This is a genomic window from Pseudomonas paralactis (genome assembly GCF_001439735.1).
Classification (GTDB): Bacteria; Pseudomonadota; Gammaproteobacteria; order Pseudomonadales; family Pseudomonadaceae; genus Aquipseudomonas; species Aquipseudomonas paralactis.
This window is the reverse complement of record NZ_JYLN01000001.1, coordinates 863517-884981: the sequence shown is the minus strand read 5'-3', so window position 1 is coordinate 884981 and position 21465 is coordinate 863517. Positions and strand designations below refer to the sequence as shown.

Here is a 21465-nt window from a genome sequence, read left to right as displayed (position 1 = left end):
AGGTGAACGACCTGCTCGGCCCGGGCTTGCGCGAGCCGATCAGCTTTGCGGTGCGCAAAGGCGAGATCCTGGGCCTGTTCGGGCTGGTGGGGGCAGGGCGCACCGAGCTGTTTCGCCTGCTCAGCGGGCTGGAGCGCGCCAGTGCCGGCAGCCTGGAACTGTGCGGGCAAGCGCTGCAATTGCGCTCGCCCCGCGACGCCATCGCCGCCGGCATCCTGCTGTGCCCGGAGGACCGCAAGAAAGAGGGGATCATCCCGCTGGGCAGCGTCGCGGAAAACATCAACATCAGCGCCCGTGGCGCCCACTCCAGCTTTGGCTGGCTGTTGCGCGAGGGCTGGGAGAAGGGCAACGCCGAGCGGCAGATCCAGGCGATGCGGGTCAAAACCCCGAACGCGGCGCAGAAGATCATGTACCTCTCCGGCGGCAATCAACAGAAAGCCATTCTCGGCCGCTGGCTGTCGATGCCGATGAAGGTTCTTCTGCTTGATGAACCGACCCGCGGTATCGACATCGGCGCCAAGTCGGAGATCTACCAGATCATCCATAACCTGGCGGCCAGCGGCATTGCGGTGATCGTGGTGTCCAGCGACCTGATGGAAGTGATGGGTATTTCCGACCGTATCCTGGTGATCAGCGAAGGCGCCCTGAGCGGTGAATTGCCCCGCGCGCAAGCGGATGAAGCGCGCTTGTTGCAACTGGCGCTCCCGCGTTCGCGGGCTTGAAGAACAAGAGGGGTTGGTTATGTCTGAAGTAAAAACTGCAAAGGGTTTCTGGCCGGGGTTCAACCAGCGCAAATTCCTCGACGATTGGGTGATGCTGTTGGCAGCGTTGAGCATCTTTGTGCTCAGCGCGGTGTTTATCGACAACTTCCTTTCGCCCCTGAACATGCGTGGCCTGGGGCTGGCGATTTCCACGGTGGGCATTGCCGCGTGCACCATGCTGTTTTGCCTGGCGTCAGGGCACTTCGACTTGTCGGTGGGGTCGGTGATCGCCTGTGCCGGGGTGGTGGCGGGTATCGTGATCCGTGACACCGACAGCGTGGTGCTCGGTGTGTCGGCGGCACTGGCCATGGGCCTGGTGGTGGGGCTGATCAACGGCATCGTGATTGCCAAGCTGCGCATCAATGCGTTGATTGCCACCCTGGCGACCATGCAGATCGTGCGCGGCCTGGCGTACATCTTCTCCAACGGCAAGGCCGTGGGGGTGATGAATGAGGACTTCTTCGTATTCGGCAACGGCCAACTGATGGGCGTACCGGTGCCGATCATCATCACTGTGCTGTGTTTCATGTTCTTCGGCTGGCTGCTCAATTACACCACCTATGGGCGCAACACCATGGCCATTGGTGGCAATCAGGAAGCGGCGTTGCTGGCCGGGGTCAATGTCGACCGCACCAAGATCATCATCTTCGCCGTACACGGTCTGATCGGTGCTTTGGCCGGGGTGATCCTCGCGTCGCGCATGACCTCGGGTCAACCGATGATCGGCCAGGGTTTCGAGCTGACGGTGATTTCGGCCTGTGTGCTGGGTGGCGTATCCCTGAGTGGCGGCATCGGCATGATCCGCCATGTGATTGCCGGGGTGCTGATCCTGGCGATCATTGAGAATGCGATGAACCTGAAGAACATCGACACGTTTTACCAGTACGTGATTCGCGGCTCGATCCTGCTGCTGGCGGTCATCATCGACCGCATGAAGCAACGCTGATGTTCGCCCTGTGAAGATCAAACTGTGGGAGCTGGCTTGGAACTCCTGTGTTCAGGAGGGCGGTATTTGCCATAATGCCCCCGCTTTCATACTTATAGGCCCGATATGCAGGAAAACGCCCACACCCCCGTCAAAGACGCCGCCCCCACCGGCACCCAGACCCTGTTGCGCGGCTTGGGGGTTGTGCAAGCGGTGGCGGCTGGTGCGCGGGATCTCAAGGAGATCGCCCGGCGCATCGGCACCACGCGCAGCACGACGCACCGCCTGGCCAGTTGCCTGGTAGACGAGCGTTACCTGCGTGTGGTGCCCCAGGTCGGTTATCTGCTGGGGCCCAAGCTGATCGAGTTGGGGTTCCAGGCCCGTGAAGAGTTGCCCTTGGTGAACCTGGCGGTGCCTTACCTGGATGAATTGTCGGCGCTCACCGGCGACACCATCCACCTGGCGATCCGTGAATACGACGAGGTGCTTTACCTGCACAAGAACCCAGGCCGCAATGGGCCGGAAATGCGCTCGCGGGTCGGTCACCGTATGCCGCTGGCGCGCACCGGTATCGGCAAGGCGTTGTTGTTGGATGATTCGCCGCAGGAGTGGCAGCGTCTGTACCACGCCAGCTTGCCGGCGACGGGCAAGAGCCTGCAATGGCCGCAACACCCGGAGCAATCCTGGGCGCAGTTCGAACAGCGCATGGGCGAATATGTAGCGGGCGGGTATGCGTTCGACCTGGAAGACAACGAACCGTCGATCCGCTGTGTGGCCGCACCGGTGCGTGATGCCGGCGGGCGAATTGTCGCCGGCATCAGCATCGCCAGTACCGTGCCCTACATGCCGCTGGAGAAAATGGCCGAGCTGATCCCTGTGATCAAACAGGTTGCAGCCCGGCTGTCAGCGGAGTTGGGCGCCAAAGCCTGATCAGGCTTTGAGGCTTGCCATGTCGATGACAAAGCGGTACTTCACGTCACCGGCGATCATGCGCGTGTAAGCCTCGTTGATCTGGCGGATGTCGAGCATTTCGATGTCGCAGGTGATGTTGTGCTCGGCGCAGAAATCCAGGACTTCCTGGGTTTCGGCAATGCCGCCGATCAGCGAGCCGGCCAGCACTTTACGGCCCAATACCAGCTTGGCGGCATTGACGGGCGGGTCCACCGGTTCGATCAGGCCGACCAGGATATGCACGCCGTCAAAGCGCAGTACATCGAGGTAGGGGTTCAGGTCGTGCTGCACCGGGATGGTGTCGAGCAGGAAGTCGAAGTGCCCGGCAGCGGCTTTCATCTGCTCGGCATCGGTGGACACGATCACGTGGTCGGCGCCCTGGCGACGGCCTTCCTCGGCCTTGCTCGCCGAGCGGGTGAACAGCGTCACTTCGGCACCCATGGCCTTGGCGAACTTGATGCCCATGTGGCCCAGGCCGCCCATGCCGAGAATCCCGATTTTGTCGCCGGCCTTCACGCCGTAGTGCTTGAGCGGCGAGTAAGTGGTGATACCTGCACACAGGATCGGCGCGGCGCTGGCCAGGTCTAGTTTGGCCGGGATCTTCACCACGAAATGCTCGCTGACCACGATGCTGTCGGAGTAACCGCCCATGGTGTTGCTGCCATCCACGCGGTCCGCAGTGGCATAGGTCATGGTCGGGCCTTCGAGGCAGTATTGCTCAAGGTCCGATTGGCAGGCTTCGCAGTGGCGGCACGAGTCGACCATGCAGCCCACGCCAACCAGATCACCGACTTTGTGCGCGGTGACGTTGGCGCCGACGGCGGTGACCTTGCCGACAATTTCATGGCCCGGCATCAGCGGGTACACGGCAATGCCCCACTCGTTGCGAGCCTGGTGGATATCGGAGTGGCACACGCCACAGTAAAGGATCTCGATGGCGACGTCATCGACACGCGGGCTGCGGCGTTCAAACGACATAGGGGCGAGGGGAGTGGTGGCCGATTGGGCGGCATAACCGATGGCGGTGTACATGAAGAACCTCGCAAAAAAGCAATGACAAGTGAGGCGGGCCATTCTGCGTAACGAGCGTACAGGCGGCCATGGCGATTGCTCCGAGTCTCATGCCTATTCGTCCGGCACTGCCTCAAGTTTGGATGTATTGGCCGCCAGACCTGCGATCATGCTCTCATCCCTAATTCGCGAAGTTTTTTGCCATGCTGCTGACCCGCCATCTCGATGCCAACGCCACCCTGGTCGCCTTGATTGAGGGGCTTGCATCCCGCGACGGTTTTTCCCCGACTCACCTGCCCGGTGTAAAGGTATTGCGCGCCAGTTGCGACGTGGCGCGCGGGCCGCAGATCTACGAGCCGAGCCTGATGTTCGTGGCCCAAGGCAGCAAAGTCGCGTACCTGGGCCCGCGTACCCTGGAATATGGCGCCGGGCATTATCTGATCCAGGCCATGCCGGTGCCGTTCGAGTGCGAAACATTTGCCATGGCCCCGGGGGCGCCGTTGCTCGGCGTGACGGTCGGCATTGATCGAGTGGTGTTGGGCGAGTTGGTGATCGCCATGGGCATGCAGGCCGGACCGCCGCCGACGGCGCAGACATTGGAGTCAATGAGCTCGGTGGTGCTCGATGACGCCATGCGCGGGTGCGTTGAACGGCTTTTGCAGTGCCTGCACGATCCGCTGGAAAGCCGGATCATGGGCCCGGCGCGGGTGCGCGAATTGTTGTTCACCGCCTTACGCGGGCCACAGGCCGATGTGCTGCGTGCACTGGTGGAACAACAGGGGCAGTTTTCGCGCATCGCCACCTCATTGAATCACCTGCATGCCCATTACGCCGAACCGCTGAATATCGAGACGCTGGCGGGGTATGCGCACATGAGCGCGTCGACGTTTCATGAGCATTTCAAGCGCTGCACCTTGCTGTCGCCGGTGCAGTACCTAAAGCGCCTGCGGTTATTGAAGGCCCAGCAGTTGCTGCTGGTGGAAGGCATGAGTGTGGCGCAGGCGGCGCACAAGGTGGGGTACCAGAGTACGTCGCAGTTCAGCCGGGAGTACAAACGCTATTTCCTGCGCAACCCGGGCGAAGAGCGTGCCGCCTGACACCACAAGGTCATTGTGTGGCTTGCCTGCGATAACGGTGGGTCAGCCATACATTTGGCACCTGAAGACCGCCATCGCAGGCAAGCCAGCTCCCACATCGCCCACAAAAAAGGCTCCCATCTCGGGAGCCTTTTCTGGTTAAGCGAACGACTTACATATTCGGGTAAGTCGGCCCACCCGCACCTTCTGGCGTTACCCAGGTGATGTTCTGCGAAGGGTCCTTGATGTCACAGGTCTTGCAGTGCACGCAGTTCTGGGCGTTGATCTGGAAGCGCTTCTCGCCGTCCTCCTTGGTCACCACTTCATACACGCCGGCCGGGCAGTAGCGCTGCGCCGGTTCATCGTAGAGCGGCAAGTTGGTGCCGATCGGGATGCTTGGGTCTTTGAGCTTCAAGTGGCACGGCTGCTCTTCTTCATGGTTGGTGCCAGAGATGAACACCGAGCTCAGCTTGTCGAAGCTCAACTTGCCGTCCGGTTTGGGGTAGTCGATCTTCTGGCTGTCTTTGGCCAGCTTCAGGCAGGCGTAGTCCGGCTTGGTGTCGTGCAGGGTGAAGGGGATCTTGCCGCCGAAAATGTTCTGGTCGAGCCAGTTGAAACCGCCGCCGATGATCGCGCCAAACTTGTGCACGGCCGGGCCGAAATTACGGCTGGCGAACAGTTCTTCGTACAGCCAGCTGGCTTTGAAGCTGTCGACATAGGTGGTCAGCTCATCACCGCCTTCAGATTCGGCAAACAGGCGGTCGGCCACCGCGTCGGCGGCGAGCATGCCAGACTTCATCGCGGTGTGACTGCCCTTGATCTTGGCGAAGTTCAGGGTGCCCAGATCGCAACCGATCAGCGCGCCACCCTTGAAGACCATCTTCGGCAGCGAATTCAGGCCACCTTTGCAGATCGCGCGGGCGCCATAGCTGACCCGCTTGCCGCCTTCCAGGTACTGGGCCAGCACCGGGTGATGCTTGAGGCGCTGGAATTCATCGAACGGCGAGAGGAAGGTGTTGCTGTAGGACAGGTCGACGATCAGCCCGACCACGACTTGATTGTTTTCCAGGTGATAGAGGAACGAGCCACCGGTGTTCTCGTTACCCATGATGTCCAGCGGCCAACCGGCGGTATGTACCACCAGGCCTGGCTGATGCTTGGCTGGATCGATTTCCCAGATTTCCTTCAAACCGATACCGTAGTGCTGGGCGTCGGCGTCGCTGTCCAGGTTGAAGCGCTGGATCAGTTGCTTGCCGATATGCCCGCGGCAACCTTCGGCGAACAGCGTGTATTTGCCACGCAGCTCCATGCCTGGCGTATAAAGGCCGTCCTTGGGCTTGCCGTCGCGGTCGACGCCGAGGTCGCCAGTGATGATCCCGCGCACCACGCCGTTTTCATCGAACAGCGCCTCCTGGGCGGCGAAGCCCGGGTAGATTTCCACGCCCAGGTTCTCGGCCTGCTGGGCCAGCCAGCGGCACAGGTTGCCCAGGGAAATGATGTAGTTGCCTTCGTTGTGCATGGTCTTGGGCACAAAGAAGTCGGGAACCTTGGTGGAGGTGTCGCTGCTGCGCAGTACATAGATGTCATCGCGCACCACCGGGGTGTGGAGCGGGGCGCCGAGGGCTTTCCAGTCCGGGAACAATTCGTTCAGGGCGCGGGGTTCAAACACAGCACCGGAGAGGATGTGGGCGCCGACTTCGGAGCCTTTCTCGACCACGCAGACGCTGATTTCCTTACCGGCTTCGGCGGCCTTCTGCTTCAGTCGGCAGGCGGCAGACAGGCCCGCCGGGCCGGCGCCGACGATGACCACGTCGAATTCCATGTATTCGCGTTCCACAGGCTATCTCCTACTCAAGGCTCAACAGGCTTTTTTTTCTAATGGGTGGAGGTTCGGTATCGTCCTGCACAACGGCAAGACCCACCTGTCTCTCTAGGTGGCGCATTATATATAGACCACTGGCAGCGTCCAATACAAACGTTTGTTTGAATTGCCCGCAGCCTAGGTAAATCAAAGCAACGGGGCTTATGACTGACCATTTTGCCGTATTGACCAGAATAGGCGTTCCGGTCAAGATACGGTCGGTTTCGCGCTTCCCGTAGGCAGACTGCAGGTTTCAAGAGCACGTCCAAAGGTAAGCTGGTGTGCAGTTTACACGCCGCGATAAAGAATGACCTCTCAGTCACCGCTGACGAACGGTCATCATTTTCCCGTGTGCAAGGCCACTGCCGAGGTCTTTGGAGGTGCCCTTGTGTGCCGATGAGCATCAACCGCCAGGTTCGCCTAGGCGACTTTCTTTTCACCGGAGAGTAACGAGGAATCCATGAAGGTTCTTGTAGCTGTCAAACGCGTTGTCGATTACAACGTGAAAGTTCGCGTCAAGGCGGACAATTCCGGCGTCGACCTTGCTAACGTCAAGATGTCGATGAACCCTTTCTGCGAAATCGCTGTGGAAGAAGCCGTACGCCTGAAAGAGAAAGGCGTTGCGACTGAAATCGTCGTGGTGTCCATCGGTCCGACCACTGCCCAAGAGCAGCTGCGTACCGCTTTGGCCCTGGGCGCCGACCGCGCCATTCTGGTGGAGTCTGCTGAAGAGCTGACCTCCCTGGCCGTTGCCAAACTGCTCAAGGCCGTTGTCGACAAGGAACAGCCTCAGCTGGTGATCCTGGGCAAACAAGCCATCGACAGCGACAACAACCAGACTGGCCAGATGCTGGCTGCACTGACCGGTTACGGCCAGGGCACCTTCGCTTCGAAAGTCGAAGTGAGCGGCGACAGCGTTGCGGTCACCCGTGAAATCGACGGCGGCGCCCAAACGGTTTCCCTGAAACTGCCGGCTATCGTCACCACCGACCTGCGTTTGAACGAGCCGCGTTATGCGTCCCTGCCAAACATCATGAAAGCCAAGAAGAAGCCGCTTGAGTCGGTGACTCCGGACGCTTTGGGCGTTTCCACCGCCTCCACCAACAAGACCATCAAGGTTGAAGCGCCGGCTGCACGCAGCGCGGGCATCAAGGTCAAGTCGGTGGCTGAACTGGTCGAGAAACTGAAAAACGAAGCGAAGGTAATCTAATCATGACTATCTTGGTAATCGCTGAACACGACAACAAGGTACTGGCCCCGGCTACCCTGAACACCGTGGCCGCTGCCGCTAAAATCGGTGGGGACATCCACGTGCTGGTTGCTGGTCAGGGCGCTGGCGCCGTGGCTGAAGCGGCTGCAAAAATCGCAGGCGTGAGCAAAGTTCTGAACGCTGACAATGCCGCTTATGCGCATCAGCTGCCGGAAAACGTTGCACCGCTGGTCGCCGAGCTTGGCGCTGGCTACAGCCACATCCTGGCCGCCGCTACCTCCAACGGCAAAAACATCCTGCCACGCGTTGCCGCGCAGCTGGACGTTGACCAGATCTCCGAGATCATCTCGGTAGAAAGCGCCGACACCTTCAAGCGCCCGATCTACGCCGGTAACGCCATCGCTACCGTGCAGTCCAACGCCTCGGTCAAGGTCATCACCGTACGCGCCACCGGTTTCGACCCGGTTGCTGCCGAAGGTGGCTCGGCTGCCGTTGAAGCCGTCTCCGCTGCCCACGACGCTGGCACTTCCAGCTTCGTCGGCGAAGAGCTGGCCAAGTCGGACCGTCCTGAACTGACCGCTGCCAAGATCGTCGTTTCCGGCGGGCGTGGCATGCAGAACGGTGACAACTTCAAACACCTGTACGCCCTGGCTGACAAGCTGGGTGCTGCGGTCGGCGCTTCCCGCGCAGCCGTCGACGCAGGCTTCGTACCCAACGACATGCAGGTCGGCCAGACCGGCAAGATCGTTGCGCCACAGCTGTACATTGCCGTCGGTATCTCCGGCGCTATCCAGCACTTGGCCGGTATGAAAGATTCCAAGGTGATCGTTGCGATCAACAAGGACGAAGAAGCGCCGATCTTCCAGGTCGCCGATTATGGCCTGGTGGCGGACTTGTTCGAAGCCGTACCTGAGTTGGAGAAGCTGGTCTAATCCAGCCACTTCACTTATAAAGAGCCCGGTCTTGTGACCGGGCTTTTTTATTCCCTGTAGGAGCGAGCTTGCTCGCGAAAAATTCCCAGGCGCCGCATTTATTCAGAAAGCACGCGTTATCGTTGACGTTTTCGCGAGCAAGAACTTTACGGAGGAACATGCCATGGAACTGCGCCCCTGGACCGTACTGCTGGGCCTTGCACTGCTGCCGAGCCTGACGCTCGCCGCCGGCAAATGCGAGCGCCTGGTGATCACCGGCAGCCCGGACGCACCGCCCTTGCTGTGGCGCGACCCTCAAGACCCCACGCACCTGATTGGCGCCACCGCCGACGTGCTGCAACAAGTGGGCAAGGACCTTGGGCTTAAAATCGACCTGCTCTATGGTGGCAAACGCTCCCTGGCCCTGGATGAAGCGCGCAGCGGGCGTATGGACATCCTCGCTGACGCGCCGTTGAATCTGGGTGAACTGGACAATTTCGACTACATCCATCCCGCGTTGGTGCAGACCGATTATCTGGTGTGGACGCGCAAGGATTCGCCGCTGGTCTACACCACGACCGCTGACCTGCACGGCCACAAGGGCGCGGTATCGGAGCGCGCCCGTTTAAGCGCTGAATTCGAAACTTTCGCCGGTCAGCAGCTCAGCCTGCAACGCTTGCCGAATCTCACGCCAGCGTTCCAGAAACTGCTGTTGGGTGAAGTGGACTACGTGCTGGCGGGGCGCTATTCCGGCATGGCCATGGCCCAGACCTTGGGCATGAGTAACGACTTGGTCGCCCACTCGGTGCCTGTCGACCAGCCCGGCCTGTACCTGGCGATTTCGCACAACTCCGCCTGCAATGATCCTTGGCTGCGCGGACAGTTGACTAAAAAGATGACAGAATTGCCCGCCTCCGGTGTCGCGCAAGCCGCGCTGCAGCGCAACCTGGAGCGCTGGAAGGCGCAATTGCAGCAACCCGTCGGTACCCCAATAAAGTAGGGATTTACAGTGATTTTTCGACCTCTTCTCGCGGCCCTTGCCGTTGTCGCTCTGGCGGGATGTGCAACCGATCCTGCGCCGAATGAACAAATGCGCCTGACCCAGCAAGCCCTGGAGCAAGCCAACGCGGTCGGGGTCAACGCCGATGAATCGCCCGAGCTGAAACTGGCCGAAGAAAAATTCGCCAGGGCCAAGTCCAACATGGCCGACCAATCCTTCAAACGCGCGCGTATGCGGGCCGAGCAGGCCGAGCTGGATGCGCGCCTGGCCGAGGCAAAAGTGCTGACCGCCAAGAGCCAGGAACAATTGAACGTGCTTAATACCCGTATCACTCGCCTGCGCAAGCAACTGCAACTGGGAGACGCGCAATGAGCCCGATGATCCGTGGTTTGAGCTGTGCGTTGCTCTTGGGCAGCGCGGCCCTGGGCGGGTGCGCCAGCCAGCCCAGCAGCGAGCAGGCATTGCAACAGGCGGGCGATGACTTCCAGAAGGTCAAGGAAGACGCCAACGTGCTGCGCTTTGCGCCCAAGGATGTGATCCGCGCCGGCGAGTCCCTGGCCCGTGCCGATCGCCTGTCCAGCTACTGGGGCAGCGGCTCCGACGTGGTGCATTACGCCTACCTGAGCCAGCGCTACAGTGCCATCGCCCGTGAACACACCGAGCAGGGCCTCAATGCCGAGCGCGGCGCCCAGCTTGAGTTGGAGCGTCAGCGCCTGCAACTGGCCCTGCGCGAAAACAAGCTGGCCAGTGTGCAGCAGCAGGGCAAGTGGGTTGAAGCGCAGATCGCCAGCCTCACCACCCAGACCGACCGAGGCCTGGTGATGACCCTGGGGGATGTGCTGTTCGATACCGGCGAAGCCGAACTGCAAAACTCGGCCAGCCGCACAGTGCTCAAGATCGTGCAGTTTCTGCAACTGAACCCCAAGCGTCGGGTGCGTATCGAGGGCTACACCGACAACACCGGGGGCGAGCAGGAGAACCTCAAACTGTCTCGCGACCGTGCCCAATCGGTGGCAGACCTGTTGATGGACCTGGGGGTCGACGACAAGCGTATCGAAGTCCAGGGTTACGGTGACCAGTACCCGGTAGAAGCCAACGCCTCCGAGCGTGGCCGCGCGCAGAACCGCCGGGTGGAAATCGTGTTCTCTGACGAGAAGGGCCAACTGGGCGCCGCTCGCTAACAGCCATCGCCTTCTGTAGGAGCGAGCTTGCTCGCGAAAAACGTCAACGATAACGCGTACTTCCTGAAGAAACGCGGCGTCCATGAGTTTTTCGCGAGCAAGCTCGCTCCTAAAGTTTGTCAGGCGTACTCCCTTTACAGTTTTTGCTGTCACTCCCGCCCGCGCTCGACTATCGTGACAACTGTCCCCGTACACTTCTAAACTGTGCTGGTATGTTTCACACAAAAATAAAATAGCCGTGAAATCGAGTGCTGCGTCATGACCAATCTGTTGCTTTACCAACGCATTGCCCAGCAACTGGCTGAGGACATCCGGCGCGGTGTCTACCAACCGGGAGAGCGCGTGCCCTCTGTGCGCAAGATGAGCTCCCAGCTGAATGTGAGCCATGCCACGGTGTTGCAGGCCTACGCTAACCTGGAAGACCAGGGGCTGATTCGGGCGCGGCCGCAATCGGGTTATTACGTGCACCAGACCCCGGCACTTACGGCGCCGACGCCAGACATCGCCCGGGTCGAGCGCCCGGGGTTGGTGACCCGCAGCAGTATCATCCAACAGGTGTTGGTCGAGTCACGCCGTGAAGGGGTATTCCCCTTGGGCGCAGCTGTGCCGAGTGTGGACTACCTGCCGGTACGGGCGCTGCACCAGCAGTTGGCCAAGGTCACGCGGTTCCAGAGCCCACGGGCGTTCAGCTACATGTTCAGCCCCGGCTTTGAACCGTTGCGCCGCCAGGTGGCGATCCGTATGCGCGATGCCGGCGTGGTCGTCGACCCCAGCGAAGTAGTGATCACCCATGGCTGTGTTGATGCGTTGCAGATGTCTTTGCGCGTACTGACCCGGCCCGGCGACTTGATCGCCGCCGAATCCCCGACTTACTACGGCTTGCTGCAACTGGCCGATTTGCTCGGCCTCAAAGTCATCGAGATCCCCAGCGACCCCGCCACGGGCATGAGCCTGGAAGCCCTGCAATTGGCGGCCAACCAGTGGTCGATCAAAGCGTTGGTGCTGACCACGCGCCTGAGCAACCCCCTGGGCGGCACCATGCCCGAGGAGCGGCAGAAGCAATTGCTGCGCCTGGCTTCGGATTTCGATATCCAGATCGTCGAGGACGATATCTATGGCGAGCTGATGTTCGAACTGGGCCGCACCAAGGCCCTTAAAGCCTATGACCGCCTGGACCGGGTCATCTATTGTTCGAGCTTTTCCAAGACCTTATCCCCCGGCGTGCGCATTGGCTGGATGATCGCCGGCAAGTACCAGCAGGAGATTCAGCGCCTGCAAATGTTCAGCACTCACTCCGCGTGCAGCGTCACGCAGATGGGCGTGGCGGCCTACCTGGAAAACGGCGGCTACGACCGTCACCTGCGTTACATCCGCCAGGAATACCGCAAGAACCTCAGCGCCTTCCAGCTGGCGGTGCAGCAATATTTCCCGGAAGGCACCCAGATGACCCGTCCGACCGGCGGCTTTATTCTGTGGGTCAGTTTGCCGGGGCGGGTCAATACCCAGGAGCTGCACGTGCGTGCCCTGCAACAGGGCATCAGCATTGCGCCGGGGTTGATCTTCAGTAATACCGAGCAATTCAACCACTGTATCCGTCTTAATTGCGGCACCCCGTGGAACCGCGAGGCAGAGCGGGCGTTGATGACCTTGGGTATGCTTGCCAACCAGTTGTGCCAGGAGACGGCGGCGGGTTTTTGAGGGGTGCAAAGGGGACAGCATTGATCTGCGCCCTTGTCATGCCGCGCACAACAAGCGAGCATATGGCCTTCTGCCGTTAATGCTGTTGGCGATATGACGTCTATTTTTCGCGTGACCTTGGTGATTGGCCTGCTAAGCCTGTGCAACGTTGCCCCTGTGCTGGCCGCAACGTCGGTGGCTGACGAAAAGCCCGCCGCGAGTGCCGAGCAAAAGTCGTCGGCCAAGCAGCCAACACCCGCCAAAAAAGCCCCGGCCACCGCAAAAAAAGCGGTAAAGACCAAAAAGCGCGCCCCTGTGGCGAGCAAGTCCAAGTCGGCCCGTGAAGTGGCCCAGACCAAACTGCCACCGGCACAGTTGGATCTGTCCCTGCCCTCCGACATGGTCAGGCTCTTGCAGCCGATCGGCACCATGCCCAAGCCCAAAAGCGTGCCCTTGCTACCGCCGATGTTCGGTGAAAAGCCCACCGACAACAGTGCATTTCAGATTAACGGCCGCTTGCTCAGCAATGAGATGAAGCTGCAACTGCGCAACGATGAGCGTCACGATGTAGAAGGCGCCGCGCTGGATTTCGAATTCAAGCAATAAAAAATCCTCAGTCACAGGTGACCCGGGTTGCCGACCATCTGTCGCAGACTGGTCGGTCACCTTTGTTTTGTGCGAAAAACCCCTGTTGGACCATTTTAAAACGGCTGTTTAAGGGCGTACTCTAGCCCGGCCATCCCTATTGAGTCGTCGAGGACCTGCTGGTCATGAAATGCCGTGAAGGCTGTGGCGCTTGCTGCATCGCCCCCTCCATCAGTTCACCGTTGCCGGGAATGCCCCAGGGTAAACCCGCAGGCGTGCGTTGCCTGCACCTGTCAGCGGAACAACTGTGCCAGCTGTTCGGTCAACCGGAACGTCCGGCTGTGTGCAGTGATTTCAAGGCTGATATTGAGGTTTGTGGTAACGACCAGGCGGATGCGATTCGCTTGATCGGCTGGTGGGAGCAAATGACGGCGGCTTGATGGGCTTTACTATCGGAACTTCAACAACAAGGAATACAACGATGGGTTCGCTGAAACGAATGGCTGTGGTGTGCGGTTTTACGATGATGTTTGCGGCCACTGCCCAGGCTGAGGATTGGCAAGTTGCCAAGGACGAAGACGGCATCAAGATCTCGCTGAGCGAAATTGCCGGCTCCAAGTACAAAGCCTATCGCGGTGTGACAGTCATCAAGGCGCCGGTCGCCAGAATCCAGGCTTTGCAGGAAGACGTCGCAGGTGCCTGTGCGTGGATCCATGAATGCAAATCCCAGAAGCTCGTCGACAAGAAAGGCGATGAGGCATGGACCTACACCCAGTTCAAGGCGCCGTTCCCTGTGACGGATCGTGATTCGTATATCCACGTCACCACCACCAAAGCCGCTGACGGCAGCGTTACGCGCAAACTGGAGGGAGTGCCGACCTACAAGCCTGAAGAAAAAGGCTACGTGCGAGTGGCCCAGGTTGATGGCTTCTGGAAACTGGTGCCTAAGGGTGATAGTCAGACCGAAGTCACTTACCAGGTACACACCGAGCCAGGCGGCAGCGTGCCTTCGTGGCTGGCCAACAAGTTCGTAGTGGACGCCCCGTTCAACACTTTGAAAGCCTTGAAAGAACACGCTGAAAAATAAGTGCAGTTGATCCGGTGCCTCCGGGCTTGAGCGGAACGTTTTGCGCGCCGCCAAGGTCCAGATACTTGTAAGCCCACCTATGGGTTTTATCGAGGAGGCACCGATGCAAACGTGGCACATTACCTTCGTTGATGATCACGGTGAAAAGTCCGTGCAGCAGTTCACCTGCGAACAAAAGCCCAGCCTCGAAGACGCTGCGCATATGATTCGTGCGAAGCTGGTGCCGATTGCTGCCGAACTCGATCTCAATGACCTGGAAGGCCGTAAATCCGAGCCGACGGTCAAGATTCTCAAAGACCAGAACAGTATCCAGATTCTCGATATTACTCCCGCCGTCTAAACATTTTTTACGCGCCACATGTGCACCTCTGGTGGAGGTGATAGCTTCGCGCTACTCTGCAATCGAGATCAGCGAATGAATCGCTAAGGTCTGGTCTTGTCAGCTACATGCTTGTTTTCCAGCGGTGTTGTTCCTGCCGTAGTACTCGCGCCAGTAGGGCGCGGGCTTCGGGAAGCACGGAAAGTCTATCCATCATTTGAGGAGCACTTTTCATGAGCACAGCCTATCAAGAAGACATCAGCACCAACGTGTTGCGCCGCATGAAAGAAGGCGGTTTTGATTTTTCGCGTTTTCACCCTATCGAGTTCTACGCCATTTTCCCGGATGAGGAACGGGCGCGCAGGGCTGCGGGTCGATTTCGTGGAGAGTCACTCAATGCCCAGGTCAGTGCGCGCGACGACGGCGCCTGGTACCTGGAGTTGAGCAAGGTCATGTTCGCCACCTACGATGGTATAGGAGACTTTGAGCAAGACTTTGAAGCGGTGGTCGAGCCGCTCGGCGGCATCATCGAAGGATGGGGCGTCAAGCAGGAGGTGCGTGGGTTACCCATGTAGCAAGTGTTATGAGCAGCGCAGCGTATCGGCTGACCTTTGGGTCGGCCGTTTTTGTTTTCAGAGGTGCACATCACAGTCTTGCGCGCAAAAAAAACCACCCGGATAGGGTGGCGGAAAGGGAACCTTGAGGAGTAAATCAGTACAACAGGTAACACATTACCGATTGCGCAAAAGCGTTAGCTGTAGGACATCTCCTGATCAGCTGATGGAAGGGATTATGTGGGGTGTCTGCCGAGCAGTGAAATCAACTCTGACTATGCTGGTGATAGTCAAAACGCGCGTTGCAATGAAGCGCCTCACCTCACAGCGGGCATTCTGCGCACCAGGACGGTGCGGCGGAACCGCTTTATTTATTCAACCCATTGATAACTAAGTGTTTATGTCGATGGCACGGGCCTTGCGAAGGTCCTTGCGTCCCAGTGACAAGGAGTACGGCATGATCCGCACTTATTACGATGAAATGTACGATGGGGCAGGGCAAGTGCGCCCCCATTACCGCGAGTTCGCCCGTTGGCTGGCCGATACCCCTGCCGAACTGCTGGCCCAGCGTCGCCGTGAAGCCGATTTGCTGTTCCACCGTGCCGGTATTACCTTCACCCTCTACGGAGACGAGCAGGGCACCGAGCGCCTGATCCCCTTCGATACCATCCCGCGCAGCATTCCGGCCAGTGAATGGCGGATCGTCGAACGTGGCTGCATCCAGCGGGTCAAGGCGTTGAACATGTTCCTCGCCGACCTGTATCACGAACAGCGCATCATCAAGGCCGGTATCGTGCCCGCCGAACAGGTGCTGGCCAACGAGCAGTACCAGTTGGCGATGCAGGGTCTGGATCTGCACCGTGATCTGTACTCCCACATCTCCGGGGTAGATCTCGTACGTGATGGCGATGGCACCTACTACGTGCTGGAAGACAACCTGCGCACGCCCAGCGGTGTCAGCTACATGCTTGAAGACCGCAAGATGATGATGCGCCTGTTCCCCGAGTTGTTCGCCGCCCAGCGCATCGCGCCCATCGACCATTACCCCAACCTGTTGCTCGATACCCTCAAAAGCGCCAGCCCTCTGGATAACCCCAGCGTGGTGGTGCTGACCCCGGGGCGCTTCAACAGTGCGTTCTTCGAACATGCCTTCCTGGCCCGGGAAATGGGGGTGGAACTGGTGGAGGGCGCGGATCTGTTTGTGCGTGATGACCGTGTGTTCATGCGCACCACCGACGGCCCCAAGGCGGTCGATGTGATCTACCGCCGGCTCGATGATGCCTTCCTCGATCCCTTGGCATTCAACCCCGACTCCATGCTCGGTGTGCCGGGCCTGCTCGCTGCCTATCGCTGCGGCAATGTGGTGCTGGCCAATGCCATCGGCACCGGGGTGGCGGACGATAAATCGGTGTATCCGTTCGTGACTGAAATGATCCGTTTCTATCTGGACGAAGAACCGATCCTGCAGAACGTGCCGACCTTTCAATGCCGCAAGCCTGACGAGTTGTCCCACGTGCTGGCCAATCTTCCCGACCTGGTGGTCAAGGAAACCCAGGGCTCCGGTGGCTACGGCATGTTGGTTGGTCCGGCGTCCACAACGGCCGAAATCGAAGCGTTCCGTGCGCGCATCAAGGCCAGGCCCCATGCCTATATCGCACAGCCGACCCTGTGTTTGTCTACTTGCCCGACCTTCGTTGATAACGGTATCGCGCCCCGACATATCGACCTGCGCCCGTTCGTGTTGTCCGGCAAGGAAACCCGGGTGGTACCGGGTGGCCTCACTCGCGTTGCGCTGCGCGAAGGCTCGCTGGTGGTCAACTCGTCCCAGGGCGGCGGCACCAAAGACACCTGGGTGGTCGAGGACTGATGCCATGTTGAGTCGAACTGCCTCGGATTTGTACTGGATGTCTCGCTACCTGGAACGCGCAGAAAACCTCGCGCGTATGCTGGATGTCAGCTATTCGCTGTCGTTGATGCCTCAGGATGGGCGCGGCGATGGCTTGCACGAACTGGCCATGCCGTTATTGATCACCGGCACGCTGGAGGATTACCACGCCCGTCATGGCGAACTTCATGCCGAGCGCCTGCTGCATTTTTTTGCGCTGGACGCGGCCAACCCGGCCAGCATCTACAGCTGCCTCGGTGCCGCGCGAGCCAGCGCCCATGCGGTGCGTGGGCGCATCACCGCCGACATGTGGGAAAACATCAACGCCACCTGGCTGGACATTCGCGACATCGCCCAACAGGGGCTGAGCCACTACGGCATGAGCCGGTTTTGTGAGTGGGTCAAGGAGCGCTCCCATCTGTTTCGGGGCGCCACTTACGGCACCATCATGCGCAACGATGCCTTCCGCTTTATCCGCCTGGGCACCTTTATCGAGCGCGCCGATAACACCCTGCGCCTGCTGGATGCCCGCTACGAAATGGCCGGCGACCAGGCGGCGCTCAGCGATGGTACGGCTCACGCGTATTACCAGTGGAGCGCGTTGCTGCGTGCGCTGTCGTCATTCGAGGCGTACACCGAGATTTATCGCGATGCCCCGGGGGCTCGGCAGGTCGCTGAGCTGCTGCTGTTACGGGCTGATGTTCCGCGCTCACTGCGAGCGTGCAGTGAAGAGATCGATCAGATCCTCGCCAGCCTGCCCGGCCTCAATGGTCGCCCTGCCCAGCGCCTGGCTGCCGAGATGGATGCGCGCCTGCGCTTTACCGCCATCGACGAAATCCTTGAGGAAGGCCTGCACGCCTGGCTGACCGACTTTATCCCCTTGGTCCGCCAGTTGGGCGACGCCATCTACAGTTCCTATCTGGAGGCGGCATGAGACTCTCCATCAGCCACGAAACCACCTACCACTACGAAGACCAGGTACGCGCCAGCATTCAATACCTGCGTCTTACACCCCACGACAGCGAGCGCCAGCACGTGCTCAGTTGGCAACTGGACCTGCCGCGCCCGGTGCGGGCGCAAGTGGACCCCTTCGGCAACATCCTGCATGTGCTGACTCTGGATGAACCCCACGACGCCATCATCATCGGCGCCCGTGGCCAGGTAGAAATTGATGAGCTGCGCGAAGCCGAGCACGAAAGCCAGTCTCCCTTTCCGTTCCTGCGCAGCACCCGCCTGACCGAGCCCGACGAGGCCTTGCGCCGGTTTGCCGAACAACACTGTCATCAGCGTCGTGACCGCACGGCATTGATCGACCTGATGCAGGCTCTCAACCAGGCGATGATCTACACGCCTGGGGCGACCGCCGTCGATACCTGTGCCGCTCAGGCCTTCGCGGGCGCGGTGGGCGTGTGCCAGGACCATACCCATGCATTTCTGGCCTGCGCGCGCAGCCTGGGCATCGCGGCGCGGTATGTGTCGGGGTATTTGTACACCGAAGACAGCGCGCACCTGGCCAGCCATGCCTGGGCCGAAGCCTGGCTGGAGGGCGCCTGGTACAGCTTTGACGTGACCAACCAACTGGCCAGGCCGGAGCGGCACTTGAAGCTGGCCGTGGGCCTGGACTACCTCGACGCCTGCCCGGTCCGGGGCATGCGCCGTGGCGGTGGGCATGAGCAGATGCACGCCAAGGTATTCGTGGCGCCTCAGCAATAACCGATAACTGTAGGAGCGAGCTTGCTCGCGAAAAACGTTAACGATTACTCGGGGAGCCTGATAACCAACGATGCTCTCAGGTTTTTCGCGAGCAAGCTCGCTCCAACTTGCGGCCCGCCATGTGCCGCAGATAATCCACCAGCAAATCCAACTCATTGTCTGGCAATACACTGGCCGTAAACGCCGGCATTTTCGCTTGTGGCCAATGCCTCAGGCTTTGCGGGTCGCGGATGTAACGCTTGAGGAAATCTGCGCTGAAATACTCGGTGGGGTTGTAGGGCACATTCAGGTCCGGGCCCATCTGGGCATCACCGCCGCCGTTGAGGCGATGGCACGCCAGGCAGTTCTTCTGGAACAACGCAAAGCCTTGGTTGATGGGGGCGTTCGCCGCCAACTTCGGGTCAGGCAATAACGCCGGAAAACGCTCGCCAACCGTCTGCAACTGCTTGAATTTTGATACCTGGAACGGCCACTGTTCCGGGCTGATATGCCCGGCTTGAGGGTTGGTCCAGACCAGATAGAACGGTCCGGCGCTGGGCTTGCCCTGTGCAAGCGGTGGCCACGGATGGGCCGGGTCTTCCACGGCCAGCCAGGCGCGGGCGCCGTTTTTTTCCAGTAACGGCGCGGCGGCAAGTTCGGCGGCAAAACCATCAAGGGCAACGGCTTGCAGGTGGTTCGCAGGTTTAAGGCCCGGTAAGAGCACCGCGAGGGGCACGGCGCGATAGGTCATAGTGCGCTTGTAGGACACATCATCGACGATCTGCACCGTCTGTGCGCCCGGGTGCTTGAGCAACTCGGCGGTTTGCCAGGTTTTTTGGCTGTGGTCCAACTCGATGGTCAACTGTGCCGCCGCCGCAGGCAGGCTCAGCAGCAGGGCAAAAAGGGCGAGGATCGGTTTCAAGGCACAGGCCCCGTTGCGAGAGAGTGAGGGCGCACACGATAACGGAAAACGGCAGGTAAAAAGACAGCCCCTGCAACAGGAGCGCTAAGCGCAATATCCCGGCAGGTGCTGCCAAAGGCTGCAGGCCTGGTGCGGTGTGTGCACGGAAGCTGGAAGCGTCACCCAATAACCTTGGTTAAATTGGGCAAGATCAGAATCAGTGTGGTGGCGAACAGAATAAGTCCCGCCTGACGTACTTTCGAATGTTTGAACATGGCTGACTGCCTATTTGTTGTTATTCCTGAGCGTCAAATGCGTGCCGGTTTATTTCAGTATCGCGAGATGACGTTGCACTTTTCTTACAACTGCTCCAGCAAAACCCGGCAGCAGCGGCCTACAGGTTCAACCTTAGAGCCCCCGATCTTCTCCGCTTAGATCCATTTCATATCAGCTAATCAGCATTTGCGCTAAAAACGGCATGAGGCGTATTGCCATCTTGGCGCGAGCCCTAGGGCTAGACAGCTAAAACGATTAATCAGGGATTTCCCGTAGCTACCTACCGTTCGTCCGAGCGAGGGGGTCAAAAGCAATGAGCGCATCCGTCATTGAAACCGTGTCAATCGGGCCTAAGGTAGGGGCATACACCCACAGCGGTTCGAGGATGTCATGACTCAAGCTTTGATCTTTGATGCGATACGCACGCCCCGGGGCAAGGGCAAGGCCGACGGTGCCTTGCACAGCGTCAAGCCAGTAAATCTGGTGGCCGGTTTGCTCACGGCGCTGGCGCAACGCAGCGACCTCGACACCCGCCAAGTGGATGACATCGTCCTGGGCTGCGTCACTCCGGTGGGCGACCAGGGCGCCGACATCGCCAAGACCGCCGCCCTGGTGGCGGACTGGGACATCAGCGTCGCCGGCGTACAGGTCAACCGCTTCTGCGCCTCGGGCCTGGAAGCGGTCAACCTGGGGGCCATGAAAGTGCGTTCCGGCTTCGAAGACCTGGTGGTGGTAGGTGGCGTCGAATCCATGTCCCGCGTGCCCATGGGCAGCGATGGCGGTGCCTGGGTGCTCGACCCGCAAACCAATATGCACAGCCACTTCACCCCTCAAGGCATCGGCGCTGACCTGATTGCCACCCTGGAAGGGTTCACGCGCCAGGATGTGGACAGCTTTGCCCTACAGTCCCAGCAGAAGGCGGCCAGGGCCCGAGCGGACGGTTCGTTCAACAAGTCGTTGATCGCAGTGCAGGATCAGAACGGCATCGTGCTGCTGGATCATGACGAATTTATTCGGGGTGACTCCACCCTCGAAGGCTTGGGCAAGCTCAAACCCAGCTTCGAAATGATGGGCCAGATGGGCTTTGACGCCACCGCGCTGCGAGTCTACAGCCATGTGGAACGCATTCATCATGTGCACACACCGGGCAACAGCTCCGGCATCGTTGATGGTGCGGCATTGATGTTGATCGGCTCCGAGGCCAAGGGGCGCGAACTGGGCCTGCAACCGCGGGCGCGCATTGTCGCCACGGCAGTCACCAGCACCGACCCGACCATCATGCTCACCGGCCCCGCACCGGCTACCCGCAAGGCGCTGGCCAAGGCCGGCCTGCGGGTTGAAGACATCGACCTGTTCGAAGTCAACGAAGCGTTTGCCTCGGTGGTGCTCAAGTTCATCAAAGACATGGGCATCGATGCGGCACGGGTCAACGTCAACGGCGGCTCCATCGCCATGGGCCACCCCTTGGGCGCCACCGGCTGCGCGATCCTCGGCACCTTGCTCGACGAGCTGGAAGTACGCCAGCAACGCTACGGCCTGGCCACCCTGTGTGTCGGCGGTGGCATGGGTATCGCCACCATCATTGAACGCCTCTGAGCCCAA

General features: G+C 60.0%; 22 protein-coding genes. 19 read left to right on the top strand and 3 right to left on the bottom strand.

The window, feature by feature from the left end; all coding sequences use genetic code 11:
* From TX23_RS04145 to TX23_RS04135, 3 genes are all read left to right on the top strand, one after another.
* A partial coding sequence (locus TX23_RS04145; protein ID WP_157243901.1) for an ATP-binding cassette domain-containing protein occupies nucleotides 1–722 on the top strand: 722 nt, incomplete at its 5' end.
* 19 nt (nucleotides 723–741) lie between these two features.
* Nucleotides 742–1707 (top strand): L-arabinose ABC transporter permease AraH, encoded by a 966-nt coding sequence (gene araH / locus TX23_RS04140; protein ID WP_057701119.1) that lies wholly within the window; start codon nucleotides 742–744, stop codon nucleotides 1705–1707.
* A gap of 105 nt (nucleotides 1708–1812) precedes the next feature.
* Nucleotides 1813–2616, top strand: a complete 804-nt coding sequence (locus tag TX23_RS04135) for an IclR family transcriptional regulator (RefSeq protein WP_057701118.1) — start codon at nucleotides 1813–1815, stop codon at nucleotides 2614–2616.
* Here the strand turns inward: TX23_RS04135 and TX23_RS04130 are convergent, their stop codons facing one another.
* A complete protein-coding gene (locus tag TX23_RS04130) occupies nucleotides 2617–3669 on the bottom strand; it encodes an NAD(P)-dependent alcohol dehydrogenase (RefSeq protein WP_057701117.1) in 1053 nt (350 codons plus the stop codon).
* A 182-nt stretch (nucleotides 3670–3851) separates the two neighbouring features.
* On the opposite strand from TX23_RS04130, the gene TX23_RS04125 reads away from it, so the two are divergent.
* On the top strand, nucleotides 3852–4745 hold the full coding sequence (locus tag TX23_RS04125) for an AraC family transcriptional regulator (RefSeq protein WP_057701116.1): 894 nt from the start codon (nucleotides 3852–3854) through the stop codon (nucleotides 4743–4745).
* A 151-nt stretch (nucleotides 4746–4896) separates the two neighbouring features.
* On the opposite strand, the gene TX23_RS04120 is transcribed toward TX23_RS04125, so the two are convergent.
* Nucleotides 4897–6561 carry an electron transfer flavoprotein-ubiquinone oxidoreductase gene (locus TX23_RS04120; protein ID WP_057701115.1) on the bottom strand — a complete coding sequence of 555 codons (1665 nt, stop codon included), beginning with the start codon at nucleotides 6559–6561 and terminating at the stop codon, nucleotides 4897–4899.
* A 484-nt stretch (nucleotides 6562–7045) separates the two neighbouring features.
* Here TX23_RS04120 and TX23_RS04115 point away from each other — a divergent pair, with 484 nt between their 5' ends.
* From TX23_RS04115 to TX23_RS04050, 14 genes are all read left to right on the top strand, one after another.
* A complete protein-coding gene (locus tag TX23_RS04115; protein ID WP_005790477.1) occupies nucleotides 7046–7795 on the top strand; it encodes an electron transfer flavoprotein subunit beta/FixA family protein in 750 nt (249 codons plus the stop codon).
* 2 nt (nucleotides 7796–7797) lie between these two features.
* A complete protein-coding gene (locus TX23_RS04110; protein WP_034120769.1) occupies nucleotides 7798–8727 on the top strand; it encodes an electron transfer flavoprotein subunit alpha/FixB family protein in 930 nt (309 codons plus the stop codon).
* 163 nt (nucleotides 8728–8890) lie between these two features.
* Complete coding sequence (locus TX23_RS04105) at nucleotides 8891–9706, top strand: substrate-binding periplasmic protein (RefSeq protein WP_057701114.1); 816 nt, start codon at nucleotides 8891–8893, stop codon at nucleotides 9704–9706.
* Nucleotides 9707–9715: 9 nt separating this feature from the next.
* Complete coding sequence (locus TX23_RS04100) at nucleotides 9716–10078, top strand: DUF4398 domain-containing protein (protein ID WP_057701113.1); 363 nt, start codon at nucleotides 9716–9718, stop codon at nucleotides 10076–10078.
* The gene (locus TX23_RS04095) at nucleotides 10075–10887 is read left to right on the top strand and encodes an OmpA family protein (protein ID WP_057701112.1); all 813 of its coding nucleotides are present in this window, start codon (nucleotides 10075–10077) and stop codon (nucleotides 10885–10887) included. Before TX23_RS04100 ends, TX23_RS04095 begins: the two co-directional genes overlap by 4 nt.
* A 258-nt stretch (nucleotides 10888–11145) precedes the next feature.
* Nucleotides 11146–12585 (top strand): aminotransferase-like domain-containing protein, encoded by a 1440-nt coding sequence (locus tag TX23_RS04090; protein WP_034120766.1) that lies wholly within the window; start codon nucleotides 11146–11148, stop codon nucleotides 12583–12585.
* Between the two features lie 93 nt (nucleotides 12586–12678).
* Complete coding sequence (locus TX23_RS04085) at nucleotides 12679–13170, top strand: hypothetical protein (RefSeq protein ID WP_057701111.1); 492 nt, start codon at nucleotides 12679–12681, stop codon at nucleotides 13168–13170.
* 164 nt (nucleotides 13171–13334) lie between these two features.
* The gene (locus TX23_RS04080) at nucleotides 13335–13589 is read left to right on the top strand and encodes a YkgJ family cysteine cluster protein (protein ID WP_057701110.1); all 255 of its coding nucleotides are present in this window, start codon (nucleotides 13335–13337) and stop codon (nucleotides 13587–13589) included.
* Between the two features lie 41 nt (nucleotides 13590–13630).
* A complete protein-coding gene (locus TX23_RS04075; RefSeq protein ID WP_057701109.1) occupies nucleotides 13631–14236 on the top strand; it encodes an START domain-containing protein in 606 nt (201 codons plus the stop codon).
* Between the two features lie 103 nt (nucleotides 14237–14339).
* Nucleotides 14340–14576, top strand: a complete 237-nt coding sequence (locus TX23_RS04070) for a hypothetical protein (protein ID WP_057701108.1) — start codon at nucleotides 14340–14342, stop codon at nucleotides 14574–14576.
* Between the two features lie 212 nt (nucleotides 14577–14788).
* On the top strand, nucleotides 14789–15130 hold the full coding sequence (locus tag TX23_RS04065) for a ribonuclease E inhibitor RraB (RefSeq protein ID WP_005790456.1): 342 nt from the start codon (nucleotides 14789–14791) through the stop codon (nucleotides 15128–15130).
* A gap of 436 nt (nucleotides 15131–15566) precedes the next feature.
* On the top strand, nucleotides 15567–16976 hold the full coding sequence (locus tag TX23_RS04060) for a circularly permuted type 2 ATP-grasp protein (protein WP_057701107.1): 1410 nt from the start codon (nucleotides 15567–15569) through the stop codon (nucleotides 16974–16976).
* 4 nt (nucleotides 16977–16980) lie between these two features.
* Nucleotides 16981–17928 carry an alpha-E domain-containing protein gene (locus TX23_RS04055; protein ID WP_057701106.1) on the top strand — a complete coding sequence of 316 codons (948 nt, stop codon included), beginning with the start codon at nucleotides 16981–16983 and terminating at the stop codon, nucleotides 17926–17928.
* Nucleotides 17925–18707 (top strand): transglutaminase family protein, encoded by a 783-nt coding sequence (locus TX23_RS04050; protein WP_057701105.1) that lies wholly within the window; start codon nucleotides 17925–17927, stop codon nucleotides 18705–18707. The genes TX23_RS04055 and TX23_RS04050 overlap by 4 nt, the downstream gene beginning before the upstream one ends.
* Before the next feature lie 76 nt (nucleotides 18708–18783).
* Here TX23_RS04050 and TX23_RS04045 read toward each other — a convergent pair whose 3' ends face one another.
* Nucleotides 18784–19608, bottom strand: coding sequence for a c-type cytochrome (locus TX23_RS04045; protein ID WP_057701104.1), 825 nt, complete (start codon nucleotides 19606–19608; stop codon nucleotides 18784–18786).
* Nucleotides 19609–20253: 645 nt separating this feature from the next.
* Between TX23_RS04045 and TX23_RS04040 the strand changes: the two genes are divergently transcribed.
* Entirely contained in the window at nucleotides 20254–21459 is a 1206-nt protein-coding gene (locus TX23_RS04040; RefSeq protein ID WP_057701103.1) for an acetyl-CoA C-acetyltransferase, read from the top strand.
* The last annotated feature ends 6 nt before the right edge of the window (nucleotides 21460–21465 follow it).